At 72.8% G+C, this 26,689-nt stretch carries 26 protein-coding genes; 14 read left to right on the top strand and 12 right to left on the bottom strand.

Features of this window, described 5'->3' with window-relative positions; translation table 11 throughout:
• Positions 1-22: 22 nt before the first annotated feature.
• Together VNF07_11080 and VNF07_11075 are read left to right on the top strand one after the other, a co-directional pair.
• Positions 23-3,289, top strand: coding sequence for a protease pro-enzyme activation domain-containing protein (locus tag VNF07_11080; GenBank protein HVB06775.1), 3,267 nt, complete (start codon positions 23-25; stop codon positions 3,287-3,289).
• 50 nt (positions 3,290-3,339) lie between these two features.
• The gene (locus VNF07_11075; GenBank protein ID HVB06774.1) at positions 3,340-4,221 is read left to right on the top strand and encodes an aldo/keto reductase; all 882 of its coding nucleotides are present in this window, start codon (positions 3,340-3,342) and stop codon (positions 4,219-4,221) included.
• Between the two features lies 1 nt (position 4,222).
• Here the strand turns inward: VNF07_11075 and VNF07_11070 are convergent, their stop codons facing one another.
• Positions 4,223-5,296, bottom strand: coding sequence for an isocitrate/isopropylmalate family dehydrogenase (locus tag VNF07_11070; protein HVB06773.1), 1,074 nt, complete (start codon positions 5,294-5,296; stop codon positions 4,223-4,225).
• Between the two features lie 57 nt (positions 5,297-5,353).
• Between VNF07_11070 and VNF07_11065 the strand changes: the two genes are divergently transcribed.
• The 3 genes from VNF07_11065 (at position 5,354) to VNF07_11055 (ending at position 9,121) form a co-directional block, all read left to right on the top strand.
• Positions 5,354-6,733: an aldehyde dehydrogenase family protein gene (locus VNF07_11065; protein HVB06772.1), complete on the top strand. Its 1,380-nt coding sequence runs from the start codon at positions 5,354-5,356 to the stop codon at positions 6,731-6,733.
• Positions 6,734-6,788: 55 nt separating this feature from the next.
• Positions 6,789-7,553: a GNAT family N-acetyltransferase gene (locus VNF07_11060; protein ID HVB06771.1), complete on the top strand. Its 765-nt coding sequence runs from the start codon at positions 6,789-6,791 to the stop codon at positions 7,551-7,553.
• Between the two features lie 83 nt (positions 7,554-7,636).
• Positions 7,637-9,121 carry an MFS transporter gene (locus VNF07_11055; GenBank protein ID HVB06770.1) on the top strand — a complete coding sequence of 495 codons (1,485 nt, stop codon included), beginning with the start codon at positions 7,637-7,639 and terminating at the stop codon, positions 9,119-9,121.
• Position 9,122: 1 nt separating this feature from the next.
• Here the strand turns inward: VNF07_11055 and VNF07_11050 are convergent, their stop codons facing one another.
• The 3 genes from VNF07_11050 to VNF07_11040 are packed head-to-tail and all read right to left on the bottom strand — an operon-like array spanning position 9,123 to position 11,961.
• Positions 9,123-9,986, bottom strand: a complete 864-nt coding sequence (locus VNF07_11050) for an isocitrate lyase/PEP mutase family protein (GenBank protein ID HVB06769.1) — start codon at positions 9,984-9,986, stop codon at positions 9,123-9,125.
• Between the two features lie 21 nt (positions 9,987-10,007).
• Positions 10,008-11,486 carry an MFS transporter gene (locus tag VNF07_11045; protein ID HVB06768.1) on the bottom strand — a complete coding sequence of 493 codons (1,479 nt, stop codon included), beginning with the start codon at positions 11,484-11,486 and terminating at the stop codon, positions 10,008-10,010.
• A 46-nt stretch (positions 11,487-11,532) separates the two neighbouring features.
• Positions 11,533-11,961, bottom strand: coding sequence for a TSUP family transporter (locus tag VNF07_11040; protein HVB06767.1), 429 nt, complete (start codon positions 11,959-11,961; stop codon positions 11,533-11,535).
• A 266-nt stretch (positions 11,962-12,227) separates the two neighbouring features.
• Here VNF07_11040 and VNF07_11035 point away from each other — a divergent pair, with 266 nt between their 5' ends.
• Complete coding sequence (locus VNF07_11035; protein HVB06766.1) at positions 12,228-12,422, top strand: hypothetical protein; 195 nt, start codon at positions 12,228-12,230, stop codon at positions 12,420-12,422.
• Between the two features lie 104 nt (positions 12,423-12,526).
• Positions 12,527-12,919 (top strand): DUF2237 domain-containing protein, encoded by a 393-nt coding sequence (locus tag VNF07_11030; GenBank protein ID HVB06765.1) that lies wholly within the window; start codon positions 12,527-12,529, stop codon positions 12,917-12,919.
• 9 nt (positions 12,920-12,928) lie between these two features.
• On the opposite strand, the gene VNF07_11025 is transcribed toward VNF07_11030, so the two are convergent.
• Positions 12,929-14,272 (bottom strand): NAD(P)/FAD-dependent oxidoreductase, encoded by a 1,344-nt coding sequence (locus tag VNF07_11025; protein HVB06764.1) that lies wholly within the window; start codon positions 14,270-14,272, stop codon positions 12,929-12,931.
• Here VNF07_11025 and VNF07_11020 point away from each other — a divergent pair.
• Both VNF07_11020 and VNF07_11015 read left to right on the top strand, forming a co-directional pair.
• Entirely contained in the window at positions 14,271-15,461 is a 1,191-nt protein-coding gene (locus tag VNF07_11020) for a L,D-transpeptidase family protein (protein ID HVB06763.1), read from the top strand. The genes VNF07_11025 and VNF07_11020 overlap by 2 nt on opposite strands.
• 344 nt (positions 15,462-15,805) lie before the next feature.
• Positions 15,806-16,252, top strand: coding sequence for a hypothetical protein (locus VNF07_11015; GenBank protein HVB06762.1), 447 nt, complete (start codon positions 15,806-15,808; stop codon positions 16,250-16,252).
• A 48-nt stretch (positions 16,253-16,300) separates the two neighbouring features.
• Here VNF07_11015 and VNF07_11010 read toward each other — a convergent pair whose 3' ends face one another.
• Positions 16,301-16,492, bottom strand: a complete 192-nt coding sequence (locus VNF07_11010) for a hypothetical protein (GenBank protein HVB06761.1) — start codon at positions 16,490-16,492, stop codon at positions 16,301-16,303.
• A gap of 181 nt (positions 16,493-16,673) precedes the next feature.
• Here VNF07_11010 and VNF07_11005 point away from each other — a divergent pair, with 181 nt between their 5' ends.
• The 4 genes from VNF07_11005 (at position 16,674) to VNF07_10990 (ending at position 20,881) form a co-directional block, all read left to right on the top strand.
• Positions 16,674-17,636 carry an aldo/keto reductase gene (locus tag VNF07_11005; protein ID HVB06760.1) on the top strand — a complete coding sequence of 321 codons (963 nt, stop codon included), beginning with the start codon at positions 16,674-16,676 and terminating at the stop codon, positions 17,634-17,636.
• Positions 17,637-17,720: 84 nt separating this feature from the next.
• Complete coding sequence (locus VNF07_11000) at positions 17,721-18,836, top strand: sialidase family protein (GenBank protein ID HVB06759.1); 1,116 nt, start codon at positions 17,721-17,723, stop codon at positions 18,834-18,836.
• The gene (locus VNF07_10995; GenBank protein ID HVB06758.1) at positions 18,833-19,129 is read left to right on the top strand and encodes a MoaD/ThiS family protein; all 297 of its coding nucleotides are present in this window, start codon (positions 18,833-18,835) and stop codon (positions 19,127-19,129) included. The genes VNF07_11000 and VNF07_10995 overlap by 4 nt, the downstream gene beginning before the upstream one ends.
• Before the next feature lie 81 nt (positions 19,130-19,210).
• Positions 19,211-20,881: an AarF/UbiB family protein gene (locus VNF07_10990; GenBank protein ID HVB06757.1), complete on the top strand. Its 1,671-nt coding sequence runs from the start codon at positions 19,211-19,213 to the stop codon at positions 20,879-20,881.
• A gap of 473 nt (positions 20,882-21,354) precedes the next feature.
• Here the strand turns inward: VNF07_10990 and VNF07_10985 are convergent, their stop codons facing one another.
• From VNF07_10985 to VNF07_10960, 6 genes are all read right to left on the bottom strand, one after another.
• A complete protein-coding gene (locus VNF07_10985; protein ID HVB06756.1) occupies positions 21,355-21,855 on the bottom strand; it encodes an ABC transporter permease in 501 nt (166 codons plus the stop codon).
• Positions 21,856-21,873: 18 nt separating this feature from the next.
• A complete protein-coding gene (locus VNF07_10980; protein HVB06755.1) occupies positions 21,874-22,125 on the bottom strand; it encodes a hypothetical protein in 252 nt (83 codons plus the stop codon).
• Between the two features lie 98 nt (positions 22,126-22,223).
• A complete protein-coding gene (locus VNF07_10975; protein ID HVB06754.1) occupies positions 22,224-23,078 on the bottom strand; it encodes an ABC transporter ATP-binding protein in 855 nt (284 codons plus the stop codon).
• A complete protein-coding gene (locus VNF07_10970) occupies positions 23,075-23,464 on the bottom strand; it encodes a hypothetical protein (protein HVB06753.1) in 390 nt (129 codons plus the stop codon). The genes VNF07_10975 and VNF07_10970 overlap by 4 nt, the downstream gene beginning before the upstream one ends.
• Positions 23,465-24,393: 929 nt before the next feature.
• Entirely contained in the window at positions 24,394-24,858 is a 465-nt protein-coding gene (locus tag VNF07_10965; GenBank protein ID HVB06752.1) for a universal stress protein, read from the bottom strand.
• A 60-nt stretch (positions 24,859-24,918) separates the two neighbouring features.
• Positions 24,919-25,122 (bottom strand): DUF1918 domain-containing protein, encoded by a 204-nt coding sequence (locus tag VNF07_10960; GenBank protein ID HVB06751.1) that lies wholly within the window; start codon positions 25,120-25,122, stop codon positions 24,919-24,921.
• A gap of 304 nt (positions 25,123-25,426) precedes the next feature.
• Between VNF07_10960 and VNF07_10955 the strand changes: the two genes are divergently transcribed.
• Complete coding sequence (locus VNF07_10955; GenBank protein ID HVB06750.1) at positions 25,427-26,665, top strand: substrate-binding domain-containing protein; 1,239 nt, start codon at positions 25,427-25,429, stop codon at positions 26,663-26,665.
• Positions 26,666-26,689: the final 24 nt, after the last annotated feature.

The following is a 26,689-nucleotide window of genomic DNA, read 5'->3' as shown; positions in this document are numbered from 1 at the left end:
CCCGCCCGGACGGCCGGCGGCGGTGGCTGAGCCCCGTCGGCGGGGCCCCACGCCGCTGCGAAGGCTCCTCGTCAGCGCTGCCGTCGGCTGCACCGTGGCGCTCGGCGCGACGCCGGTCGCCGGCGCCGCCGCGGCGAGCGAGGCCCCGGCCTTTTTCGCCGTCGGGCAGGTGGCACGGGTGCCGGGCGGCGCCCACGCGACCGGCGCGCTCGCGTCGAACCGGCGCCTCGATCTCGGCGTCGTCCTCGCCGGCCGCGATCCCGCCGGGCTGAAGGCGCTCGCCACCGCGATCGCGAGCCCGCAGAGTCCCGAGCACGGCCGCTTCCTCGGCACCGCCGCCTTCGCCCGTCGCTTCGGCGCCACCGAGGGGGCGATCGCCAAGGTCAGCGCGGCGCTGCGCCGAGCCGGGCTGCGGGTCGCGCCGGCGAGCGCGAACCACCTCATGATCCCGGTGAGCGGCAGCGTGCGCGCCGTCGAGGCCGCCTTCCGCACGCGCGTCGAGGGCTACCGATTGGCCGACGGGCGTGCCGGCTGGGCGGCCGCGAGCGCCCCCGAGCTGCCGCGCGCGCTCGCCGGCACGGTGAGCTCGGTCCTCGGCCTCGACGACCTGGTGGTGCCGCACGGCTCCGCCGTGGCCGCGAGGCGCGGCGCGGCCACGGGCCGGGCGGGCAGCGCCCCACGGGAGGCGCCGGTCACCGGCGGCCCGACCGCCTGCGCGGCGGCGCGGCGTGACGCCTTGGCGGCGGGGGCCTGGACCGACAGCCAGGTCGCGCACGCCTACGGCCTGGATCGCCTCTATTCGGCGGGCGACCTCGCGGCGGGCCAGACGATCGCCCTGTTCGAGCTGGAGCCCTTCCTCGCCTCGGATCTCGCCACCTTCGAGCGCTGCTACCTGCACACGAGCGACCCCGGCCGGGTGACGATCGACGCGGTCGACAACTACTCGCTGTCGGGGAGCGGGACCGGGGAAGCGATCCTCGACGTCGAGGACCTCGCCGCCCTCGCCCCGGCGGCGAAGATCATCGTCTACGACGCCCCGAACACGACCTTCGGCGCGCTCGACGCCTACAACGAGATCATCAGCCAGGACCGGGCGAACATCGTCACCACCAGCTGGGGGGAGTGCGAGTCGGCGCTCGAGACGAGCGCGCCGGGCGCGGAGCAGCTCGAGAACATTCTCTTCGAGGAGGCGGCGACCGAGGGCCAGACGGTCTTCGCCGCGACAGGGGACACCGGCTCGGACGACTGCGCGAGCACCCCCTTCTCCACCACCACCGCCGTCGCCCCCTTGCTCTCGGTCGACGACCCCGCCAGCCAGCCCTTCGTGGTGAGCGTCGGCGGGACCTCGCTGTCGAGCACCGACCTCCCCCGCCCGGCTGCCGACGCCGAGACGACGTGGAACGACGGGGCGAACGGCGGGGGGAGCGGTGGGGGGCTCTCGCTCGTGTGGAGCGCCCCCTCCTGGCAGAGCGGGGTCGCCGGGCTGCTGCCCGGCGCGAGGCGCGAGCTCCCCGACGTCTCGGCGAGCGCGGACGAGCAGCTCGGGATCACCGTCTACAGCGCCGGCTTCGCCGGGGGCGCGGGCAACGTCCAGAGGCGGCCGGACGCGGGCTGGTCCTCGATCGGCGGGACCTCCTCGGCGACGCCGATCTGGGCGGCGATCGCCGCCGAGGTCGCCGCCTCGGCACCGGCGGGCACCTCCTGCGGCGCGCTCCCGGTGCGGGCGGGCGGCGCCGACCTCGGCTTCCTCGCCCCCGCCCTCTACGCGATCGCCTCCACCCCCAGCGGCTACAGCGGCTCGTTCATCGACATCACGTCGGGGAACAACGACATCTTCAGCGTCTCGGGGGGCTCGTACCAGGCGGGGGCGGGCTTTGACCGGGCGACGGGCCTCGGCGCGCCGATCGTCACCGAGCCCGCGGGTGCCGGTGGCCTCGCCGCGGCCCTCTGCGCCGAGGAGAGCGGCAGCCCGCTCGCCGGGCCGGCCGCGCCGGTGGTGACCGCGCTCAGCCCGCCGTCGGGGCCGACGACTGGTGGGACCTCGCTCGCTGTCACCCTCGCCGCCGCACCGCCGGCGGGGGCGACGGTCACCGCCTCGCTCGGTGGGGCGCCCGCCGCCGTCACGACGATCGCTGGGCGGGGACTCACCGTCGTCACCCCGGCGAGCCCCCTCCCTCCGGGCTCGCCGGCGACCGACGGCAGCGGCGCGGTGCAGCTCGTCGTCACCGTGTCGGGGCCGACCGGCAGCGCGTCGAGCCTCACCGGCCCGGCGAGCGTCTTCCAGTACGTGACGGTGGGCGCCGGCGGCGGCCCCCCCGACGTGTCGGGGATCGGCCCCTCCGCGGGGCCGATCGCGGGGGGCGCCACCGTCACCGTCTACGGCAGTGGCTTCGCCGCCGCGCAACTGCGCGTCAGCTTCGGCGGGCTGCCGGCGCGCTCGGTGTCGGTCGTGAGCAACGACGAGCTCGTCGCCGTCACCCCGGCGCGTGACGCGGGGGTCGCCTGCGCGACCGGCAACGGCTTCGAGCCGACGGTGAACTGCCAGGCCGAGGTGGTCGTCGCCGACGCGCTCGGGAGCTCGGCCACCGCCGCGATCCTCCCCCCGGTGCGCGGGCGGATCGTCTTCAACCCCGAGGGGGTCGTCCCGCCGACGCCGGGGCGCGAGGTCGCGCCGGCGGCGACGGAGTACGACTTCTCCTCCAAGCCGCGGATCCTGCGCATCACCCCCAACCCCGGTGACGCCCGCGGCGTCCACCCGGTGACGATCATTGGCCGCGGCTTCAGCTTCGACACCTTCCAGTGGGTGAACTTCGGCCCGCCCGGGAACCCGGCGAGCGAGGTGGTCGGGATCAGCTACCTGAGCGCGACCGAGATCGTCGTCGTCCCACCCACCTCGCCGGCGGGGGCGCTCGTCGGCGGGGTGAGCGTGCAGAGCATCGTCGGGCGCAGCAACGTGAAGGCCTTCTCGTACGCGAAGGTCCCCGCCGTCTCGGGCCTCTCGACGCGCACGGGCGCGGGCGGGAGCCGCATCACCCTCGTCGGCGACGACCTCTCGATGGCGACCTCGGTGCTCTTCGTCTCGGTGGCCAACGTGCGCGTCTTCCGCAGCGTCACCGGCGCCGCGCTCGGCCACCGCGCCCCGGGTGAGCTCGTCGTCGCCGTCCCCGCGGGCCTCTCCGGTGCGGTGCACGTCGAGCCGTGCTCGCCGACGGGCTGCGCCACGCCGAGGACCTCCGTCGACACCTTCTCCTACGCGCCGCTCCCGCAGGCGGGGCGGCGCGGGGGCTGACGGCCGGGCGCTGCCGCCGTAGGCTTCGCCGCGAAACCGAGGAGGTCGAGATGATCGCACGGGCACCGTTCGGACGGACCGGCCACGAGAGCTCTCGGGTGCTCTTCGGCGCCGCCGCGCTCTCCAAGGTCGACCAGCAGCGCGCCGACGAGGTGCTCTCGCTCCTCCTCCCCGCCGGCGTCAACCACATCGACACGGCCGCCTCCTACGGGGAGTCCGAGCTGCGCCTCGCGCCCTTTTTGAAGGAGCACCGCGACGAGTTCTTCGTCGCCTCCAAGACCGGCGAGCGCACCGGCGAGGAGGCCCGCCGCTCCCTCGAGCGCTCGCTCGAGCGCCTCGGGATCGACCAGCTCGACCTCATCCAGCTGCACAACCTGGTCGAGGAGGAGGAGTGGGCCGTCGCGCACGGCCCGGGCGGCGCGGTCGAGGCCCTCGCCCGTGCCCGCGACGAGGGGCTGGTGCGCTTCATCGGCGTCACCGGCCACGGTCTGCGCATCGCCGGCATGCACCTCCGCAGTCTCGAGCGCTTCGCCTTCGACTCGGTGCTCCTCCCCTTCAACTTCCCGCTGCTGCGCGAGCCCGCCTACCGCGAGGAGGTGGAGGCGCTCCTCGACCGCTGCGCGGAGGGTGGGGTCGCGGTGCAGACGATCAAGTCGATCGCCCGCCGCCGCTGGCCCGAGCCCCGCCCCGAGGAGCGCCGCAGCTGGTACCAGCCGCTCGGCGACGCGGCGGCGATCGGGCGCGCCGTGCGCTTCGTCCTCGGCCGGCCGCAGCTGTTCCTCAACTCCTCGAGCGACTTCACCCTGCTCCCCCTCGTCCTTGAGGCGGCCGCGGCCGGTGGCGGCGTGCCCGCTGACGAGGAGATGGAGGGCGACGTCGACGCCTACGAGATGGCGCCGCTGTTCGACGGCGAGGCGCTGGAGCGGATCTGAGTCAGCCGACGCGGGCGCACACCGCGGCGGCGACGGCAGAGGCGCCGCCGGCGACCGAGCCGTCGCGGGCGACGACGACCGCCTCGTCGGCGAGGGCGCGGGCCACCGCCCCCCGCAGCCGCCCGCTCGCCGGGGCCTCGCCGAGGTGCTCGAACATCAGCGCAGCGGAGAGCAGCTGGCCGACCGGGTTGGCGAGGCCCTTGCCGGCGATCGAGGGCGCCGAGCCGTGGATCGGCTCGAAGTAGGCGGCACCGTCGCCGATGTTCCCCGAGCCGCACAGCGAGATGCCGCCGATCGTCGCCCCGCCGAGGTCCGAGAGGATGTCGCCGAGCAGGTTCTCGGTGACGATCACCGAGAAGTGCCCGGGCTGCAGCACGAGCGCCTGCGCGGCGGCGTCGACGTAGAGGCATTCGACGTCGAGGTCGGGGTAGTCGGCGGCGACCTCCAGGAAGATCTGCCGGAAGAAGTAGAGGCTGCGCAGCACGTTCGCCTTGTCGACGCAGGTCACCCGTCGCACCCCGTCCTCCGGCGCGCCGGAGCGGCGGCGGGCGAGCTCGCAGGCGTAGCGGCTGACCCGCTCGCAGCCCGGGCGGGTCGCCAACAGCGTGTCGGTCATCGCCCAGTCGTTGCCGACGCCGAGGCCGCGCGAGGCGTAGAGGCCCTCGGTGTTCTCGCGCACGATCGTGTAGTCGATCGCCCCCGCCCCGACCTTCAACGGCGACTCGACCCCGGGCAGGAGGAGCACCGGACGGACGTTCGCGTAGGTGTCGAGGCCGCCGCGTAGCACCCCGCCGAGCAGGCCCGCCTCGGTGCCGTCGGGGAAGCGCACCTCGGGGAGGCCGACGGGGCCTTTCAGCACCGCGTCCGCGGCGCGCACCGCGGCCATCGACTCCTCGCTGAGCGGGCTGCCGTTGCGGAGGTACTCGGCGGCCCCGCCGGGGAGGTGGCGGTAGGAGAGGGTGAAGTCCTCGTCGGCGGCGAGGGCGTCGAGGACCTCGAGGGTGGCGGTGACGAGCTCGGGGCCGATGCCGTCGCCCTCGATCACCGCGACCTCGTACCGGCGCTCCTCGCCCACGCGCTCCCCCTATCGTCGCCAGGGGACGGTAGCCGCGGGCGCGGCGGGGAGGGACCGATGGACGAGCAAGCGGTGGCGGCGCTGCGCCGCCTGCGGGCCGCCTTCCAGGCGGGACGGACGCTCCCGCTCGCGACGCGCGCCGCGCAGCTCGCGGCGCTCGAACGCCTCGTCACCGAGGAGGAGGCGCGGATCAGCGGGGCGCTCGCCCGCGACCTCGGCAAGCCCGCCGTCGAGGGGCTGATCACCGACGTCCTCAGCGTCCGCCGGGAGATCGTCCTGCAGCGCCGGAACCTCGCCCGCTGGAGCCGGACGCGGCGCGTGCGCCTGCCCGTCGCGCTCCGGCCCGGGCGCGCCGAGCTCCGCCACGAGCCGCTCGGCGTGGTGCTCGTCGTCGCCCCCTGGAACTACCCGGTGAACCTCGTCCTCGTGCCGCTCGCGGCCGCGCTCGCGGCGGGGAACACCGTCGTCGTGAAGCCCTCCGAGCTCGCCCCCGCGACGGCGCGGCTCCTCGCCGAGCTGATCGGCCGCTACCTCGACCCGGCGATCGTCGCGGTGGTGAACGGCGGCCCGGAGGTCACCGAGGCGCTCATCGACGGCGGCGTCGACCACGTGCTGTTCACCGGGAGCACCGCCGTCGGGCGCAAGGTGATGGCGCGCGCCGCCGCGACCCTCACGCCGGTCACCCTCGAGCTCGGCGGCAAGAGCCCCGCCTACGTCGACGCCTCGGCCGACCTCGGCGTCGCCGCGACCCGCATCGCCTGGGGCAAGTTCCTGAACGCCGGGCAGACCTGCATCGCCCCTGACCACGTGCTCGTGCACCGCGAGGTCGCAGGGGCCTTCGTCGAGCGGCTCGTCGCGAGCGTGCGCGCCCTGTACGGCGAGGAGCCGAGGGAGAGCCCCGACTACGGGCGGATCGTGAACGACGGCCACCTCGCGCGCCTCGAGGCGCTGCTCGCGACCTCGCGGGCGACGATCGCCTGCGGCGGCGAGGTGGACCACGCCACCCGCTACCTGGCACCGACCGTGCTCGTCGAGCCCGCCGCCGACGCGCCCCTCCAGCACGAGGAGATCTTCGGGCCGCTGCTCCCGGTGATCGCCGTCGAGGACGCCGCCGCGGCCGCGGCGCGGATCGCCGCCGCGCCCGTGCCGCTGTGCGCCTACGTCTTCACCAAGGAACGCCGCGTCGCCGACCGCTTCATCGCCGCGACCCGCTCGGGGTCGGTGTGCGTGAACACCACGCTCGAGCACTTCGCGACTGGGAAGCTGCCCTTCGGGGGCCTCGGGGAGAGCGGGAGCGGCCGCTACCACGGCCGCTACGGCTTCGAGACCTTCAGCCACCTGCGCCCCGTGCTGCGCAAGGCCAACCACCCCAAAGTTGGCCTCGCCTATCCTCCCTACCGCAGGCGCACGGTCGCGCTGCTGCGCCGCCTGCTCTAGCCCCAATACCGTTCTGTCGGCCCCGCCGACGGGGCCGTCGCGCGAAGGGGGGACGGTGGACCAAGCGATCCTGCTCGACGAGGTGCTGGCGAACGCGTGGCCGGCGCCGCTCACCGAGGTGGTCGACCGCTGGCAGCTGCGCTTCGGCCAGGGCCTCGACCGCCGCACGAACACCGCCTGGGCGATCGGCGAGCCCGACTGCGGCCTCGAGGCGGCGGTCGAGATCACCGAGGACTTCTACGGCCGGCGCGAGATGGACGTCGAGATCCGCACCGGCGGCTCGACGCCGCCGGCGCTGTTCGAGCTGCTCGCGGCGCGCGGCTACGACGAGCGCCCCCGTCACCCCCTCGTCTGCGTCGCCGAGACGGGCGCGCTCCGGGCGGAGGCCGCCGCCGGCTTCGAGATCGTCGACGAGGAGACGATCTCGCCGGACTGGTTCGCCGTCTACTGGGAGGAGGAGCAGGGCCGCCTCGGTAGCGACCAGCGCGCCGTCGAGCAGGCGCACGCGCTACTCCGCGCCGGCCCCGAGTGCCACTACCTCTCGGCGCGCCGCGCAGGCGAGGTCGTCGCCGTCGGGCAGGCGGTGCTCTCGCGCGGCCTGCTCGTCGTGCAGGCGATCGCGACCCGCGCCGAGCGACGGCGCGAGGGGGGAGCGCGCACCGTGCTCGCGGCGCTCGGCGAGCTCGCCCGCCGGCGCGGCGTGCCACGGATGTGCCTCGCCGTCCAGGAGCAGAACGCCGCGGCGCGACCGCTCTACGAGGCGATCGGCTTTGGCGTCGACCACCGCTGCCGCTACCTGTTCCGTCCCGCCGGGGGCTGAGCGGGGCAACGGCGCCCCCCGAGGGGGCCGATAGGCTCGCCGGGCTGGCCCGGCTGGGCCGCTCCCCCCTCCGGAAGTCGGTGATGACGAACAACGCCCGCCTCGCGGCCCTGAAGTCGAGCCGCCGCGGCCGCTGGCTCGCCCTCGTGGTGCTCTGCCTCGGCCAGCTCGTGATCGTCGTCGACGGCACCGTCGTGAACGTCGCGCTGCCGATCATCGAGCGGGAGCTGCACTTCACCCAGGCCTCGCTCGCCTGGGTGGTGAACGCCTACCTCGTGACCTTCGGCGGCCTCCTCCTCCTCGCCGGCCGCCTCGGCGACCTCTTCGGCCGGCGGCGCATCTTCTTGTTCGGGCTCGGGCTGTTCAGCGCGTCCTCGGCGGCCTGCGGCTTCGCCGAGAGCCGCGAGCTGCTGATCGGCGCCCGCTTCGTGCAGGGGGTCGGCGCCGCCTGCTGCTCCTCGATGGTGCTCGGGATCCTCGTCACCCTCTTCCCCGCCCCCCGTGAGCGCGGACGGGCGATGATCGTCTACGCCCTCGTCGCGAACATCGGCGGCTCGATCGGCCTGCTCGTCGGCGGCGCCCTCACCCAGTACCTCTCCTGGCACTGGATCTTCTTCATCAACGTCCCGATCGGCGTCGTCGGCGGGGCGCTCGCGCTCGCCCTCCTCGACGAGCATCCGGGGATCGGGATCCACGGGGGGGTCGACTGGGTCGGCGGCCTGCTCGTCGTCGCCGCGCCCACCCTCGCGACGTGGGCGATCGTCAACGCCTCGGCGATCGGCTGGGGCTCGACGCGCACCGTCGGTTCCTTCCTCGGCGCGGCGGCGCTCGGCGCGCTCTTCTTGTTGAACGAGGCGAAGGTGCGGCGCCCGCTCATCCCGCTGCGCCTGCTCGCGACCCGTCGGCTGGGCGTCGCGAACCTCGCGCGCTTCTTCCACGGCTTCGCGATGAGCCCGGTCTTCTTCTGCGGCGCCCTCTACCTGCAGCACGTCCTCGGCTACAGCGCGATCCGCACCGGCCTCGGCTACTTCCCCCTCAACTTGATGATCGGCCTCTGCTCGCTGCTGCTCGTCTCGCGGATCCTCCGCCGCTTCGGCCCGTCGCGGCCGATCGCCCCCGGCTTCTGCCTCGTCGCGGCGGGGCTCTTGCTGCTCGCGAGGGCGCCGCTCGGCGGCAACTACTTCACCGACGTGATGCCGGCCTTCCTCCTCGTCGGCCTCGGCGCGAGCCTCGTCTTCCTGCCGACGGTGACGATCGCGATGGCCGGTGCCGGGTCGAACGAGTCGGGCCTCGCCTCGGGGCTGACCAACGTCACGCTGCAGATCGGGATCGCCTTCGGCACCGCGGTGGCGGCGAGCATCTCGAGCATCGAGACCAACCGCCGCCTCGCTGCGGGGGCGCCGCTCCGTCTGGCGCTCACCGCCGGTTACCACCTCGCCTTCGTCGTCACCACCGCCGCGCCGCTCCTCGCGGCGGGGCTCTGCCTCGTGGCGCTGCGCGGCTTCGGGCCGCCCGCTGCGGTGCCCGATCCCGCCGCTGGGCGCGCTCGGGCGCTCGTCGCGGAGTAGCTCAGCTGCCGGGCTCGGTGGTGCGGCGCTCCACCTCGTAGAGCTCCTCGAGCCCCGCGGCGGGGGCGAGCTCGGCGTAGAGGGCCTTCACCCGCGTCGCCTCGTCGGGGCCCGAGCCCCCCGCGTGCTGCGCGCGAAAGGCGCTGCGCATCGCGTCGAAGGCGACCGACTGGCCGGTGTAGGGGTCGACGACGAGCGGGTAGCCGAGGCGGCTCCACTCCTCGCGGGGGCGCAGGTCGAGGGGGGCCATCGCGATCAACGGGCGGGGGAGGAGCTGCGGCGCGCGCACGAGCTCGTCGCCCTCCAACAGCCCCGAGAGCAGGAGGTCGGCACCGGCCTCGGCGTAGGCGGTGAGGCGGGCGATCGCCGCGTCGAAGCTCTCGAGGCGGAGCGCGCTCGTGCGGGCGATGATCAGGAAGTCGGGGTCCTTGCGGGCCTGCACGGCGGCCCGCACCTTCTCGGCCATCTCCTCGGCCGGGACGAGGTGCTCGATGCCGCGGTGGTGGCTGACCCTCTTCGGGGCGACCTGGTCCTCGATCTCGATCGCGGCCGCGCCGGCCGCCTCGAAGTCCCACACGGCGCGCATCGTGTGCACGGGGTCGCCGAAGCCGACGCCGCCGTCGGCGATGAGCGGCAGCGCCGAGCGGCGGGTGATCGCGGCCGTGCGCTCGGCGAGCTCGGTGAGGGTGAGGAGCGCCTCGGAGACGCCGCTCGAGAAGCCGAGCGCCCCGCCGGAGAGGTAGCCGCAGCCGAAGCCGATCTCCTCGCACAGGCGCGCCGTCAAGGCGTCCAGGCAGAGCGGCGCGAAGAGGCCCTCCCCGGACTCGATCCCCCGCTTCAGCGCGAGGCGTGCCTCGTGACCCATCGCTCCTCCTCTGTTCGGACGCTACGTGCTCGGCCGTGCCGTCGTCGGTCGACGGCGACCGGCGACGGGAGGCGGCGGCGCGCTCGCCGGCGCGTTCGCCGGCGCCTGCAGGGCGGTGAGGGAGATCAGCACCGCGGCGAGCCCGACGCCGGCGCTCACGCCGAGCGCGAAGCGGATCCCGTGCGCCTCGCCGCTGAGGCCTCCCCCCACCGCTGCCGCGGAGGCGATCGTCACGATCGCCGCCAGGCCGAGCGCCCCACCGAGCTGCTGGGACATGTTGTAGAGGCCCGCCGCGATGCCCTGGTCCTCGCGCCGCACCCCCGAGGTGGCGACGCCGACCGCCTGCACGACGACGAGCCCCTGGCCGAAGCCGCGCACGAAGAGCGCGGGGAGAAAGCTCGCCGCGTAGTCGGGATGGAGCGGGGTGAGCGTCAGCCAGGCGAGCCCCGCGGTGGCGAGGCTGAAGCCGAGGACGACGGTCCCCCGCACGCCGAGGCGGGGGCCGAGGCGGCTGCTCACCCGCGAGGCGAGGCCGAAGCCGACCGGGAGGGGGAGGGTGGCGGCCCCCGCGTGCCAGGCGGAGTAGTGCCAGACCTGCTGCATGTAGAGGGGCGCGAGGAAGGCCGTCGCCGCACCGATCGACTGCTGCAGGACCGAGAGGACGTTGCCGACCGCGGCGCGGCGGCGGAGCAGGGCGAAGGGGAGGAGGGGCTCGGCGGCGCGTCGCTCGACGAGCGCGAAGGCGGCGAGCAGCAGCGGGGCGGCGAGGAGCGCTCCGAGGGTGTCGCCCCCCGTCCAGCCGTTCGACTGCGCCTCGCCGAGGCCGAAGATCACGAGCGCGAGGGCGCTCGTCACCGTCACCGCCCCCGGCACGTCGAGGCGCCGCCGCCGCAGCGGCTCCTCCACGGGGTGGAGGAGGAGGGAGGCGCCGGTGAGGGCGAGCGCGGCGATCGGAATGTTGATGAAGAAGATCCACCGCCAGCCGAGCGCCGAGACGATCACCCCGCCGAAGAAGAAGCCGGTGAGGCCGCCGATCGAGCCGGCGGTCGCCCACATCCCGTAGGCGCGCTGGCGCAGGTGCCCCTCGGGGAAGGTCGCCGCGAGCAGCGACAGGACGGCGGGGGAGACGACCGCCGCGCACAGCCCCTGCGCGGCGCGCGCCCCGATCAGCTCGGCCGAGTTCTCGGCGAGACCGGCGCCGAGCGATGCGAGGGCGAAGGCGCCGATGCCGAGGAGGAAGAGGCGCCGCCGGCCGTAGAGGTCGGACATCCGCCCGCCGAGCAGCAGGAAGCCGCCGAAGGTGAGCGAGTAGGCGGTGATCGTCCACTCGAGGTTGGCGGCGGTGAAGCCGAGGGCACGCTCGATGCTCGAGCTCGCGACGTTCACCACCGTCACGTCGACCGCGAGGATGACCTGGGCGGAGCAGAGGACGGCGAGGATCAGCCCGCGGTGCGACGGCGCCGCCGTCGGGGCCCTGCCGACCTGCGGGGCCTCCTCCACGGCGAGGGACCCTACCGAGGCGCCCCGCGAGCGGCGAGCCCGGCGCTCAACCCTCGGTCGGCTCCTCCCCGGCGGGCTGGGGCGTCGGGCGGTTCCACGGCCGCGCGTACGTCGCCCAGAGGAGGCCGACGCCGAGCAGCACGCCGCAGAGCACCCAGCCGAGCGCGGTCGTCCCGAGGCCGGCGTACTTGAGCCCCGAGGCGAAGATCACGAAGGTGATCGCCGGGCGCACGACGCGGTCCGGGGCGCTCGAGGAAAGCAGCGAGCCGACGAGCACCGCCGGCTCGCTGCCGATGATCAGCGACGTCGTCACCGCGAGCTCGATGTGGCCGAAGGCGAGCGCGCCGAGCGCGGCGGCGAGGGCGAGCGGCACCGCCTGGGTGAGGTCCGTCCCGACCAGCTGGCTCGCGCCGAGCATCGGGTAGACGAAGAGCAGCAGCACGATCATGAGCGAGCCCGAGCCGACCGAGGTCATGCCGACGATGAGGCGCCATACCGATCGCGATCGTCGGCAGGATCCGCACCGGGAGGTCCCTGACGATGCCCTCGCGGACGTTGCCGGCGCGGCGGTCGAGGACGTAGCGCAGCACCATCGCGCCAGCCCCGAGGAGGAGCGCCGCGCCGAGGGCGTGCTCGATGTTCGCCTGCGCGGCGGACTTCGAGCCGAGGAGGTGCAGCAGGTAGGCGCCGAGGAAGGCCATCGGCGCCGAGCCGACGACCATGTAGCCGACGAGGCGGAGGTTGACGCCCCCCTTGCGGAGGTGCACGAGCGAGCCGATCGGGCGCATCACCACCGCGGCGACGAGGTCGCTCGAGATCGCCGTCGAGGGCGTGACGCCGAAGAGGAGGATGAGCATCGGGGTCATGAGCGCCCCGCCGCCGGCTCCTGTCATCCCGACGAGGAAGCCGATGACCGCGCTGCCGAGGACGATGTAGGGGTCGACGTGCATGCTCTCCAGCTTCGGATCCGAGCCGCATTGGTAACACAGCGGGTGCGCCCGCCACCGCGTCGGCGGGCGCGCATTTGGAATACTCGGCAGATGGCGGAGCGCAACGTCCTCGGCGGGGAGCTCGAGCCCTGTGGCATGGACCCCCTCACCGGCTTCTACCGCGACGGCTGCTGCAACAGCGGCCCGGAGGATCTCGGGAGCCATACCATCTGCGCGGTCGTGACCGCGGAGTTCCTCGAGCACCAGCGGCGGATCGGCAACGACCTCGTCACCGCCCATCCCCAGTACCGCTTCCCCGGGCTCGTCCCCGGCGACCGCTGGTGCGTGACAGCGGTGAACTGGCTGCGGGCCCATCGCGACGGCGCCGCCGCCTACGTCGTGCTCGCCTCCACCCACGAACGTGCGCTCGAGATCGTGCCCCTCGAGGCACTGCAGGAGCACGCCGTCGACGTCCCGCCCGACACCGCCGACCTCGACGCCTGAGCGGGCCGATCAGGGCTTCGCGGGTGGCTCCTCGGCGATGTCGCCGACGATCACGCCGCTGCCGCTCGGCCACGCCACGTAGCGCCAGGTGAGGTTGAGCAGCGCCGAGGCGCGGCTGCGGTTGCCGAGCAGGGTCACGATGTGCAGCGCCAGCCAGGCACCCCAGGCGAGCGTGCCTCGCAGGCGAATGCCGCCGCGCAACTCGGCGACGGCGGCGCGCCGGCCGATCGTCGCCATCGTCCCCTTGTCCCGGTAGGCGAAGGCCTCTGTGGCCCCACCGGCGAGGAGCGCCGCGATCTGGCGCCCGGCGTGGCGGCCCATCTGGATCGCCGGCTGCGCGAGCTGCGGGAGGCGCTCGCCCGAGAGGGCGACGTCACCGACGGCGAAGATCCGCTCCTCGCCGCGGACGCGCAGGTCGCCGTCGACCTCGATCCGCCCGCCGCGCCCGAGCGGCAGGCCGAAGCCACGCACCTGCGCGGCGACGGTCACCCCCGCCGCCCAGACGGTGAGGTCGGAGCGGAGGGAGGAGCCGTCCTCGAAGTGGACGGCGCCGGTGGCGACCGAGCTGATCGTGGCCGCGAGCCTGAGCTCGACAGAGCGCCGCTCGAGCTGGGACCTCGCGTAGGCGCGCAGCGCCGGGTGGAAGGGCGCGAGCAGCTCGTCGGCGCGCTCGACGAGCACGACGCGGATCGTCTTCGGGTCGAGCTCGGGGAAGGCGTGGGTGAGCGCGGTGTCCCGCAGCTCGGCGAGCGCGCCCGCCATCTCGACTCCCGTCGGGCCGCCGCCGACGACCACCGCGACCAGCCCGCGGGAGGCGTCGCCCGAGGCGAGCTGCTCGAGCTCGCCCATCAGCCGGTCCCGCAGCGTGATCGCCTCGCCGCGGGTGTAGAGCGCGGCGCTGTGCTCTGCGGCGCCCTCGACGTCGAAGTAGTTCACGGCCGCGCCGCAGGCGAGGACGAGGTAGTCGTAGGCGAGGCTCGCGCCGCCCGCGAGCAGCAGCTGGCGGTTGGCGGTGTCGATGCGCTCCGCCTCGCCGTGGCGGAAGTGGATCCGCCGCTTCCTCGACAGGGCGCGGATCGGGTAGGCGATGTCGCCGGGGTTCAGCGCGCCCGTCGCCACCTGGTAGAGGAGCGGCTGGAAGGTGCTGTAGACGTGGCGGTCGACGACGGTGACCCGCGCGCCGGCGCGCTCGAGGGCCTTCGCGGCGGCGAGGCCGGCGAAGCCGCCCCAACGATCACCACCTCCGCGGCCACCGACTCCGCTGCGCCGGCCATGGCACCGGTCTACCGCCCCGCCCCTGGGGCGCGCCCGCGGGGGATCCGCGGCCGGGAGCGGGTAGCAATGGGTCGGGATGACGGTCTACGGAACGCCGCGGCGGCGGCTCGGGCTCCTTCTCGTGCCGGTGGTCCTCGTCGCGATCGCCGCCGCGGCGGTGATCGGCTTCGAGGTCGGCCGTCCCGGACGGCCCGCCGGGACCCCGACGGGCACCCTCCCGGCGGCGGCACCCTCCGGCCGCTCGGGCGCCGTCACGACCACGACCCCGGCCGCGCCGCTCGTCGTCGCGGGCACCAGCCCCGCCGACGGGACGAAGGGGGTCGACCCGGCGGCGCCGGTGACGGTGACCTTCTCGGCCGCGCTCGCCGCCGGCTCACCGATGCCGGTCTTCAGCCCGCCGCTGCAGGGGAGCTGGGCGGTGGCGGGCGACGTCGCCACCTTCACCCCCGCGAGCGACGCCCTCCCGCTCTCGGTGGTGACGCTCACCGTGCCGGCCGGGGCCGCGGGCCCGCACGGGGCCGCGGGTGGGGAGCTCGCCTCGGGCACCGTGACGCACTACCGCGTCCGCGACGGCTCGCTCCTGCGGTTGCAGCAGCTGCTCGCCCTCCTCGACTACGCGCCCCTCACCTGGACCCCGTCCGGTGCCGCGATCGCCCCCGGTGACAGCACCGCGCAGGCGGCCGCGCTCTTCAACCCGCCGGCGGGGAGCTTCAGCTGGACGAACAGCGGCTGGCCGAGTGAGCTCGTCAGCCTCTGGAAGCCCGGTCGTGACAACGTCTTCACGAGGGGCCTCGTGATGTCCTTCGAGGCCGACCACAGCCTCACGACGAGCGGCGTGATCGGCCCCGGGGTCTGGAGCGCGCTGCTCGGTGCGATCGCCGCGAACACGCTGAACACCGGTGGCTACAACTACGCGCTCGCCGACAAGCAGGCACCGGAGAGCCTCACCGTCTGGCACGACGGGAAGGCGGTGCTGCACAGCCCGGCGAACACCGGGATCGCCGGCGCCCCGACCCCCGACGGGAACTTCCCCGTGAACACCCGCCTCCGCAGCCAGGTGATGCGCGGCACCAACCCGGACGGCTCGCACTACGCCGACCTCGTCCAGTACATCGCCTACTTCCACGGCAGCGACGCCGTCCACTACATGGACCGCGCCGACTACGGCATCCCTCAGAGCCTCGGCTGCGTGGAGCTGCCGTTGAGCGACGCGGCGCGCGCCTGGCCCTACCTCGCCTACGGGACCCTCGTCACCGTCATCCACTGACGCCCCGCCGGCCGACCGGTAACCCCCCTTCCCCGCGCGCGGAACCCGGCGGGAGACGCAGCCTTCCTGTCCGACTCTTTAGTTGCGCCTTCAATGCACCGATCTGTGAGGGGACAACCAGTTCATCCCCCGAACATCGGCAAAGCACCGGCGGACGGGCCGTCTCGTCGGAGCACGGCGAGGGAGGGAGGTTCCATCCGCATCACGAGGCTTGTCAGGCACAAGTCGGCCATCGGCGCGGTGGTGGCAGGGCGATCGGTCTCTCCGCGGCCGGCGCCAGCGTCTCCACCAACAGCACCACGTTCTCCAACACGAACACGACGGTCGGCTACGGCTCCGAGACGGTGAGCGGCGCTGTGGTCACCTCGATGCAGTACGGGTTGAGCGCCGACGGCTCGACCATCGACTCGCTCGAAGGGGTGCTCGACGACGAGGCGGCGGCGCCCCCCGTCCCCGAGCCGGCGGTGGTGCCGGCCGAAGTCGACGGGCACCCTGAGGCCGACGGAACCGACGCCGTCGTGTTCCACTTCCCGCCGACGCGCGAGACCGCCGAGGGCGCGGGCGGCGGCGCGGACGGCGACGCAGCGGTGATCCCCCTGCGCGCGCCGCTGCCCGCCGGTGGGGCAGCTCCGGTGGCAAGCGGCGAGGCGGCGGCGGAGGCGCCCGAGGACCTCGGCCTCAACTCCTGGTTCGCCGAGGAGATGCGCGAGGAGTTCCTCGAGGACTCCGGTTCGGTCCCCGAGTCGTGGCGGCGGTACTTCGACGAGCACGGCGGAGCCGTCACTGGCTGAGCGCGCCGGCGGCGAACACCCTCCTCAGAAGGCCGCGCCTTCGTGCACTCAGACGGCCGAGACCGCTGCGGCGAGCGTCTTCACCGCCTCGCCCATGGCCCTCACGGCTTCGCCGAGCATCTGGATCGCCGACGCGGCGCGGGGGTCCTCTGCCCCGACGCCGGCGGCCCCCGAGGCGATGTTCGCCGCGGCGTCCGCCTGTGCGACGGCGGAGGTGAGCGCTGATGAGTCGACGGGCATGGCGATCTCCTTCGGTAGGCGGCGGGGCGCGGCCGACCGCCGGGCCATTCAACCGCACCGGGGGGTTGCGCGGAGATCGCTCCCCGGGGCTCCCTCGCGCCGCGGGTCGTGCCGGGCGCGCTGGCCGCGGCCTGCTCCCGTACGATCCGCGGGCCACCGACGGCTGCAGAACGGGAGGGTCATGGGCGAGGGCCTGCCAACGGCGACACTCGGAAGTAGCGGGCTCGCGGTCACCCGCCTCGGCTACGGGGCGATGTCGCTGCGCGGCGCGGGGTCGGGCTACCCGGCGCATCTCGATCGCGCCGCCGCCGGACGGCTCCTCAACGCGGTCCTCGACGCCGGCATCAACTTCATCGACTCGGCGCCCGTCTACGGGGTCACCGAGGAGCTGATCGGCGAGCACCTCAGCCACCGCCGCGAGGAGTACCTGCTCGCGACGAAGATCGGCTTCGCCGTCGGCCAGCTCCCCGTCCTCGAGCCACGCACCCGCTCCGGCTACCTGCACGACTGGTCCCCCGAAGGGCTGCGCGAGGAGCTCGACTGGAGCCTGCGGACGCTGCGCACGGATCACATCGACGTGCTCCAGGTCGCGAGCAGCCCGCCGCTCTCGTCGCTCGTCGCTTCCGGGGCGATGGACGTGCTGCTCGAGCTGCAGCGAGCGGGCAAGTTCACCCACCTCGGCGTGACCGGCGTCACCGCGACCGACATCGAGGCGCAGGTGGGCGGCGGCCGCTACGCCACCGTCCAGCTCTCCTACTCGGTGCTCGACCCGCTCCTCGAAGCGGGGATGAGGAAGGCCGCGGCGGAGGGCCTCGGGGTGATCGTCCGTGGCGGGGTGGCGCAGGGGAGCCTCTCGGGGGAGACCGAACGGCTGCGCATCGCCCGCTCAGAGCGCCGCGAGAGCGCGGCCTCCAACCTCTTGGCGTGGAGCGCCGCAGGCCTCGACGACCTGCTCGAGGGCGAGGAGCGGACCACCTTCCTCCTGCGCGCCACGCTCTCTCATCCCGACGTGCACACGACGATCGTCGGCACCTCCCGGATCGAACACTTGCAGGACAACCTCGACGCGCTGCGGAGGGGCCCTCTCGACGCGTCCACCTACGGAGAGCTGCGCCGCCGTCTGGCGGCGGTGATCCCCGCCTGAATTGGGCGCGAGACGGGCCGGCCGCCGCGAGCGCGTCCGTGAGCGCGCTCGCGTAGATTTGGCTCGTCCACGGGAGGTAGCGAGATGGCCGGCGTACGTGTGCTCGTGGGCACCCAGAAGGGTGCCTTCATCCTCACCTCGGACGGGGCCCGCCGCTCGTGGGAGGTGAGCGGACCGCACTTCGGCGGCTGGGAGATCTACCACGTCGCCGGCTCACCGGCGGACCCCTCCCGGCTGTACGCGTCGCAGTCCTCGGGCTGGTTCGGTCAGATCATCCAGCGCTCCGACGACGGGGGAGCGACCTGGGAGCCAGTCGGCAAGGACTTCGCCTACGCGAGCGAGGCCGGCACGCACCAGTGGTACGACGGCACCCCACACCCCTGGGAGTTCGCGCGCGTCTGGCACCTCGAGCCCTCGCCGGCGGACCCCGACGTCGTCTACGCGGGCGTCGAGGACGCCGCGCTGTTCCGGTCGGACGACGGAGCGAAGAGCTGGTCCGAGCTCCCGGGGCTGCGCACCCACAACTCGGGGCCCTCCTGGCAGCCCGGCGCGGGCGGGATGTGCGTGCACACGGTGGTGCTCGACCCCGTCAACCCTGAGCGGATCTTCGTGGCGATCTCCGCCGCCGGCGCGTTCCGCACCGACGACGGCGGTGCCTCGTGGCGCCCCATCAACCGCGGCCTGCGCTCCGAGGGCATCCCCGACGACGACGCCGAGGTCGGCCACTGCGTGCACCGCATCGCGATGCACCCCGCCCGCCCCGACGTGCTCTTCATGCAGAAGCACTGGGACGTGATGCGGACCGACGACGCGGGCGAGTCGTGGCGGGAGGTGAGCGGGAACCTGCCGAGCGACTTCGGCTTCCCGATCGCGATCCACGCGCACGAGCCGGACACGGTGTACGTCGTCCCGATCAAGAGCGACTCGGAGCACTTCCCACCGGAAGGCAAGCTGCGCGTCTACCGCAGCCGGAGCGGGGGAGACGAGTGGGAGCCGCTCACCGACGGGCTACCCCAGAAGGACTGCTACCTGAACGTCCTCCGGGACGCGATGGCGGTCGACAGTCTCGAGCCGTGTGGCCTCTACTTCGGCACGACGGGGGGCCAGGTCTACGCCTCCGCGGACGAGGGGGACTCCTGGGCCCCGATCGTGCGCGACCTGCCGCGCGTCCTCTCGGTAGAGGTGCAGACGCTGCAGTGATCCGCGTCACCCTGCCCGCCCACCTGCAGCAGCTCGCCGGCACCGGTCGCGAGGTGGGCCTCGAGGTCGCGGGCGCCGTCACCCAGCGCAGCGTCCTCGACGCGCTCGAGGCGGAGCACCCGGTGCTGAAGGGCACCATCCGCGACCCGGTCACCCTCAGCCGTCGCCCCTTCATCCGCTTCTACGCCTGTGAGGAGGACGTCTCCCACGAGGCCCCCGAGGCCCCACTCCCCGACGCCGTCGCGGCCGGGCGAGAGCCTCTCCACGTGATCGGCGCGATGGCGGGGGGCTGACAGCCTCCCAAAAGCGCGTTCGGGAGCTCGGCCGCGCGCGGGTCGCTGGTCGTTTGTGCCCGCTCGGGGTAAGGGAGGGCCATGAGTCCCTCGCTGAAGGCGCGCCACCTCCCCCGCTACGGCGAGCTCGGTCGGCTCCTGGTGAAGCACCGCGGCGCAATCCGCCTCGCCGCCGACGGTCGGCCGGAGCCCGGTACCGACACGACGGCGGAGGACGCCAAAGCCTTCGCGCAGCAGCTCGAGGAGCTCGGGCCAACCTTCATCAAGCTCGGTCAACTGCTCTCGACCCGCTCGGACCTCCTGCCGGCGGAGTACCTCGCGGCCCTCGTGCATCTCCAGGACGACGTCGCCCCGCTGCCCTACGACGTCGCGCGAGAGATCGTCGAGAGCGAGCTCGGTGTGCGCGTCTCGACCGCCTTCTCCTCCTTCGAGGAGGAGCCGCTTGCCTCCGCCTCGCTCGGGCAGGTCCACCGGGCCTGCCTGCGCGACGGCCGCGCGGTGGCCGTGAAGGTGCAGCGCCCAGGGGTCCGCGAGCAGATCGTCGAGGACATGGCCGTGATCGACGAGCTCGCCGAGTTCGTGGAGCGCCACGGGGACGCGGCCGGCCGGCTCGACTTCCGGGCGATGGTCGAGCAGTTCCGGCGGTCGACCCTCGACGAGCTCGACTACCGCGTCGAGGCGGCGAACCTCGTGCGCCTGGGCGAAGACCTCGCCGACTACGACCTGCTCGTCATCCCTCAGCCGGTGCACGACTACACCAGCGAGCGCGTGCTCACGATGGAGCTCCTCGACGGCCGTAACGTGGGCTCGATCCCGCCGATCGGCCAGATCGATATCGACGGCGCACCGATGCTCGAGGAGCTCTTCTCCGCCTACCTCGACCAGGTCCTCATCCACGGCTTCTTCCACGCCGATCCGCACCCCGGCAACATCCTCCTTACCTCCGACGGCCGCCTCGGCGTGATCGACCTCGGGATGGTCGCCCACGTCGCCCCGGGCACCCGGACGACGCTGCTGCGGTTGCTCCTCGCGATGGGCGACGGGCGCGGCGAGGAGGTCGCGGGCGCGCTCGAGGAGCTGGGCGAGCCGCTCGAGGACTACCAGCCGCGGTTGCTGCGTCGCGAGGCCTCCGACCTCGTGATGCGGAGCCAGGGTGCCGACCTCTCGTCGTTGCGCGCCGGCACGCTGCTCGGTGAACTGGCGCGCGTCGCGGGCCAGTGTGGGCTGCGGCCCGCGCCGGAGCTCACGATGCTGATGAAGGCGCTCCTCAACCTCGACGAGGTGGCGCGGGCACTCGATCCGACCTTCGAGCCGAACGCGGCGATCCGCGAGCACGCGACGGACCTCATGCAGCGGCACATGCTCGGCGAGCTCTCGCCGCGCCGGCTCCTCGGGACCGCCCTCGACACCAAGGAGTTCGTCGAGAACCTCCCCGCGCGGTTGAACAAGGTGATGGACTCGGTCGCCGACGGGCGCTTCAGCCTCAACATCCAGGGCTTCGACGACCCGGAGCTGATGCGAGGTTTCCAGAAGCTGGCGAACCGGGTGACCGTCGGCATCGTGACCGCCGCGCTCGTCGTCGCCGCCGCGCTGTTCTCGGGCAGCCACGGCACCCAGGTGCTCGGCTACCCCGTGCTCACCGTCGTCTTCCTCGGCTTCGCCGCGACGAGCGCCCTCTGGCTGGCGGTCAACGTCTTCCGTGCGGACGTCAGGCGGAGCCAGCCGGCGACCGGCGGGCGTGGCCGTCGATAGGCTGCCCTGGACGACCATGACCGGGGGCACGACCGTGACCGGGGCCGGGCGAGCCAGCCCCCGGTCGCGCAAATGCCCGGCGAGCGCAGCCGCGCGCCGAGCATTTGTTATTCGGTTGTCACGCGTGCCCCTGGCCCGGTTTCGGCGCCGAGGTCACGACGCTCGGTCGAGCTTCGAGCGCTCCGGCTTTGCGGGGCCGCGTCCTTCATCGGCACCCGTCTCCCGATGCACCGGCGTCACGTCAGAACTGCCGACGCCCCGTCACCGTCCAGAAGCCCGGAGCACGCGTTGGGAATATCGCCCATATCACCCGGTGGTCCTGCCTCCCTTCCAGCATTTCGATGATGCCAAATAGAAGAACGCCGGGGAGGGCGCCAATGTTCCCCCGGGGCACGGAGATTCGAAAAGAATCGACGAGCGGGACTTGCGCAATGCCCTGGTGGGCCGCGCTGCGTCGTATGGCCGTCGTGGCGCTAGTTGGAACTCGGCTCCCAGCGGAAATAGCGGGCCGCGGCGAGGATCCCGGCGGCCCCCCAGGCGGCCACGATGACGAGATCGACCCAGTCAAATGGTGTTCCGACCAGGCCCGACTGCATCCCGGCGGCGAAGTGCCGCACGGGAAAGATGCGCGACACCCAGAGGATCCACGAAGCCGTGTTATTCCCGAACGGGATAAGGATGCCCGAGAGGAAGAGCAGCGGGAGGATGCTGGCGTTCACGATCGGTGCCGAGGCGTCGGCGTTCGGGATGATCGCGGTCAGCGCGAGCTCGAGCGCGCAGAAAGTTCCTGATCCGACAACGAGCATCAGCACGAAACGGGCGAGGGCAGCCCCGGTGGGGATCTCTGCGTGGTACAGGGCGCGCCCGAAGGCGACGGTGAGGGCGACGAGCACGACGGCGATCAACAGCGCGTGAAGGATGCGTGAGGCAAGGAAGGCGGCCCGCGGCATCGGAGAGCCGTCGATGCGCTTCAGGATCCCTGCGTCGCGGCCTTAGCTCATCGCGATCGCGATGTTGTTGTAGCAAGCGGTGATCACCGAGAACGCGGCCATCGCGGCGACGTAGTACGTCGACGACCGGATCGTGACCTGGCCGAGGCGGAGGGTGTAGTTCCCGAGCAGCGAGGTGAAGATGACGAGGAACATCAGTGGAAAGGCGAACGTGAAGAAAGCGCGTGCCGGATTCCGCCAAAAGGCGCGGTTGACGTAGTGCACCTGGGACAGCGTGATACCCACGGTGCTCACGAGCGCGCCTCCCCGGACGGTCGGGGAAAGGCGGCGCCCACCCCGTTCGTGAGTTCGAGGTAGACGTCCTCGAGCGACGGCCGGGTGACCTCGAACTCCTACAGCTCCACGCCGTGCTCCTCGGCCCAGTGGAGCAGGCGGTGCAGAGTCGGCAGCACGTCGTCGAGTTCCACCTCGAGCGTGCCGTCCTCGGCGGGCCGACCGAGGTCGTTCGGCGGGAGCATCGGTGGGACGAGCCGGCAGTGCAGTCGTGTCCGGGCGCGGCTGCCCGACTCGAGTGCGGCGGGAGCGCCCTCGGCGACGATCCGCCCCGCCGAGATCACTGCGACGCGGTCCGCGAGAAAGCGCGCCTCGTCCATGTAGTGGGTGGTGAGCAGCACGGTCTTACCGAGGGCGGCGAAGCGCTTCACGAGGTCCCACGCCTCATGGCGGGCCGAGGGATCGAAGCCGGTCGTCGGCTCGTCGAGGAACACGAGGTCCGGGTCACCGACGAAGGCGATCGCCATTTCGAGGCGGCGCTGCTGCCCACCGGAGAGGTGGATGACCCGCTCGTCGCGCTTGGAGGTGAGTCCGACGATCTCGATCACCTCGTCGACGCCGAGGGGCCGTGGATAGAGCTCCGCGTACATGGACACCGTCTCGACGACAGTGAGATAGGCCTCGATGCCCGTCGCCTGCAGCACGATGCCGATGCGTGACTTCAGCGCGGCCCGTTCGCGGCCCGGGTCGTGGCCGGGCACGGAGACCTCACCCCGGTCGCGAGCGCGGTAGCCCTCCAGAATCTCCATCGTGGTCGTCTTGCCCGCGCCGTTCGGACCGAGGAGGGCGAAGATCTCCCCGCGAGCGACCTCAAGGTCGATGCCGGCGACCGCGGCCGTCCCCCCATAGGCCTTCTCCAGGCCCCGGACGATGACGGCGAGCTCGGAGGAACCCGGCCCTGCGTGATCACTCACGCCGAGAGGAGCTGTCGGCAGGTCGCGCTAGTGGGTACGGGCAGGCGAAGCTCGACCTGTGGTAGCGCCTGCGTGATCTTGGTGATCTCCGCGAGCGCGTCGAGCCCGATCGAGTTGGCCTCGGTGAGGTCGACTACAAGGGCGGGTGGGGCGAGCGCCAGGATGCCCGCGATGACCACGCCGAGTTCCGGCATCCGCTGCAGGTCGACATGCCCGTGCAGAACCAAGGTGGCGTGGTCGTGGCCGATCACGCCCTCGACGGGTGCGACGGACCGCGGACGGGCGCGCAGGGCCGCGAGGCGGTGGAGCGCCTCGACGCGCCGCACGAGCTGGCCGACCGACCGCTCGAATTGGGGGGCGATAGGAAGTTCCAGGCTTGCGATCATTGGGGTCCTTCCGGCTCGGGTCGCGTGGGGGAGTTGCGACGCTCTCGTGAAGGTAAGACGGCGGGAGACCCGGCCAATAGGGGCTTTGGTCACCTCGGCTGCGGAGATCTCGGTCTCAGGTCTCCCGGGGAGCGTTGTGGCGCAGGGGCATTCCTGGCCGCAGATCCCGCTGCCCTGACGGACGTCCTAGCCGACAGCCTTGGGGGATCGAGGCGCCGATCCTCGACATCGCGGCGTAGCAGCCGGCATGGAAGAGCGGCATCACCTCGCCTCGACAGGGCGTTCTCCTGGGTCAACCCGCCGACGACCGCGTCGAAGCGACGCCAGCGGCGGGCGGCGCCGAGGTCACGCCTGGGCAAAGCGGCCCCGCAGACACCGAGCGGTTCGCTGCAGGGGTTGTCGGTCGTCTCGATCCGGGCTGCCTCTCCCCCCGAGAGGGTGCCGAGCGCAAATGCGAGATGCGGCGTCGTTGCATCGGCGGCGCTCGTGGTTTCGCCTCGCGCAGGTCGCGGAGAAACGCTCGGGCGGCGACGCTTCGTGGCATTCCCCGAGGAGCTCGGCACCGTGCGCGCCGACGCTCGACGCGGGCGCGGTGCCCGGGAGCGCGCAACGGTCTCAGCGCGTGTCGCGCCCGCTTGACGCCCGGCTCTCGGTGCAGCAGCAGCTCGCGCGGCTCCCGACGTGGCGAGGGCATGATCGAGGCGACGGCCGTATTTCGTGTGCGGCTCGGTGCTGCTGCGGCGAACCGCGTCGTCCTCGGCGATGAGCTCGCCGACTTGTGTCCTCAGTCGGTCCCGGATCGGCTCGGCTGGTCACCGGCCTTCGCGGTGTCGTCACCGGTCGCCTGTGGTCGGCGATCGACCGCTCGCGCCGTGGGGCGGCGCGACGATCGCCCTGTTCGGAGGCGGCGCGCGGGCCGGCGGCGCGATTTACCGCTTTTCCTGATGACGGTCCTTCGGGACGTGGATGATCGCGACCGGGCAACGTGCGTGCGCCGCGAGATGCTCGCTCACCGATCCGAGGAGCAGGCCCGCGAAGCCACCGTGGCCGCGGCTCCCCACCACGACGAGTGCTGCCTCCTCGGAGCGCTCGACCAACACGAGCGCCGCGTGGCCGTGGATCACCGTCGCCGTGACGGGCGCGTCGGGTGTCTCGCCGAGGACCGAGGTGATGGTCTCGTCGATCATCTTCTTCGCGTCCTCGCCGAGATCGAGGTCGAGGTCGGGGTAGTCCCATCCGTCGGTGTTCGGGAACTCCCAGGTGATGACCGCCTCCAGCGGCAGGCCGCGCAGTCGCGCCTCCTCGGCGCCCCACCGGAGCGCCGCGCGCGAGGGTTCGGAACCGTCGACCCCTACGACCACCGGGCGCAGGCTGCTCATTGTGTCGCTGCTCATGAGGTTCCTCCTCTGGATCGTTGACTTGGCATCGGGCGGCCGACGTGCGCGGCCCTTGGCTCATCCCCGGCGTGCGGCCCTTAGGTGCTCGACCTGCGCGTCCGGCCCGGGGAACACCAAGCCGACATGCCCGTCTTCGGACCACCGCACCAGGTAGGGCGGCGTGCCCCGACCGCCGTGGACCTCGAGGATCTCACCGTCGCGGTCGGGCTCCCCGAGGTGGTGGCCCTTCACGACGAGGCGGTCTCCAACGACTGCTTTCATCTTGCTCCTCCTCTGCCAGTGCTCCGATGCCAGCCTCCCCCCTTTCGGCAGGCGCCAGTAGGGCCGATTGGCCCTTCCCGCTGCGCCGGCCGAGGCGGCGGCCCTGCCCTCCTGGCGCGCGTGGCCACGGTCGGTTCAGGCCGCCCACGCCGCCGCGCCAGCCGTTTCCGCACCGTTAGTCCCTGAAGGGCTCCGTGCCGTTCGTGACAGAAGAGAGCCCTTCGGCCCTATTGGCGAAAGCGCTGGTCCTCCACGCTTCTCTAGAGCCGCAGCTCGCGGGAATTGAACACGGAGGTAGTTGCAAATGGATGGAATCCGGATCGGGCGACGTTTGGGAGCGGGCTTCGGCGTCGCCTCCCTCGTCGGCCTCGTCGCGATGAGCGGCTCAGTGGGGGCGGTGGCCAAGGCCACGGTCCCGGCCGGGCTGAGTGTGAAGTCGTTCAACAGCAGCTTCTCGGAAATGGCGAAGTTCAAGGCGCTGACGGCGGCCGGCAAGGGTCTCGTCGGGGTGATCCTGCCGGACACGACCTCGTCGACGCGCTACGTCGACTTCGACGCCCCCTACCTGGCCAGGGCCTTCCGACTCGCTGGGTACTCGAAGGCGCAGTTCAAGATCGACAACGCCCAGGGCGTCGACGCGACGGAGCTGGCAGACGCCCAGGCCGACATCGCGGTGGGCGCCAAGGTGCTCGTCTTCGACCCGATCGACAGCACGGTGGGTGCCCAGATCCAGTCCTACGCCGCATCGCACGGCGTGGCGGTCATTAGCTACGACCGGGCGACGTTCGTGGGCTCTAAGACCTACTACGTGAGCTTCAACAACTTCACCGTCGGCCAGCTGATCGGCAAGGGCTTCGTGTCCTGCGTCACGGCCTGGCACGTGACCAAGCCGAAGGTCTTCGTGCTCGACGGCGGCCAGGACACCGACCCCAACGCCGTCTCCTTCGCCCAGGGCTACAACTCGGTGATCTGGGGCAAGGCGAGCACGCCGCTTAGCGCCGGGCTGACGAACCAGAAGGGCTACACGCTCATCGGCGAGCAGATCACGCCCGGGTGGGTGAACGCCACCGGCGGCACGATCTTCCAGCAGCAGTTCACCGCTCACCCGAGCATCAACGCGACCGTCGAGGCCAATGACGGCCTCGCGAACGCGGTGGTGACGGACCTGAAGAACGCCGGCGTCGGCCCCCGCAAGATCCCGACGACGGGTCAGGACGCGACGCTGCAGGGCATGGAGAACGTGCTCCAGGGCTACCAGTGCGGATCGGTCTACAAGGCCGTGTACCAGGAGGCCCAGGACGCGGTCGCCTTGGCGACCATCATCCGGGCGCACAAGGCCCCGCCGAAGGCGCTCGTGAACTCCACGACGACGCCCCCCGCCGGGGTCTCGGGCCAGAAGCAGCCCGCGTCGTTGCTGACGCCGGTCTGGGTCGACCGCTCGAACATGGCCTCGACGGTCGTCAAGGACAAGTTCATCTCGGCCTCGGCACTGTGCTCTGCGGTCACCAAGGACGTCTGCAAGGCGGCAGGTATCAAGGCCTAGTCGGGGCGCGCCTCGTGGGGGGGG

This window comes from Acidimicrobiales bacterium (assembly GCA_035533595.1).
GTDB lineage: Bacteria > Actinomycetota > Acidimicrobiia > Acidimicrobiales > Bog-793 > DATLTN01.
This window is presented reverse-complemented; position numbering and strand designations above follow the sequence as displayed.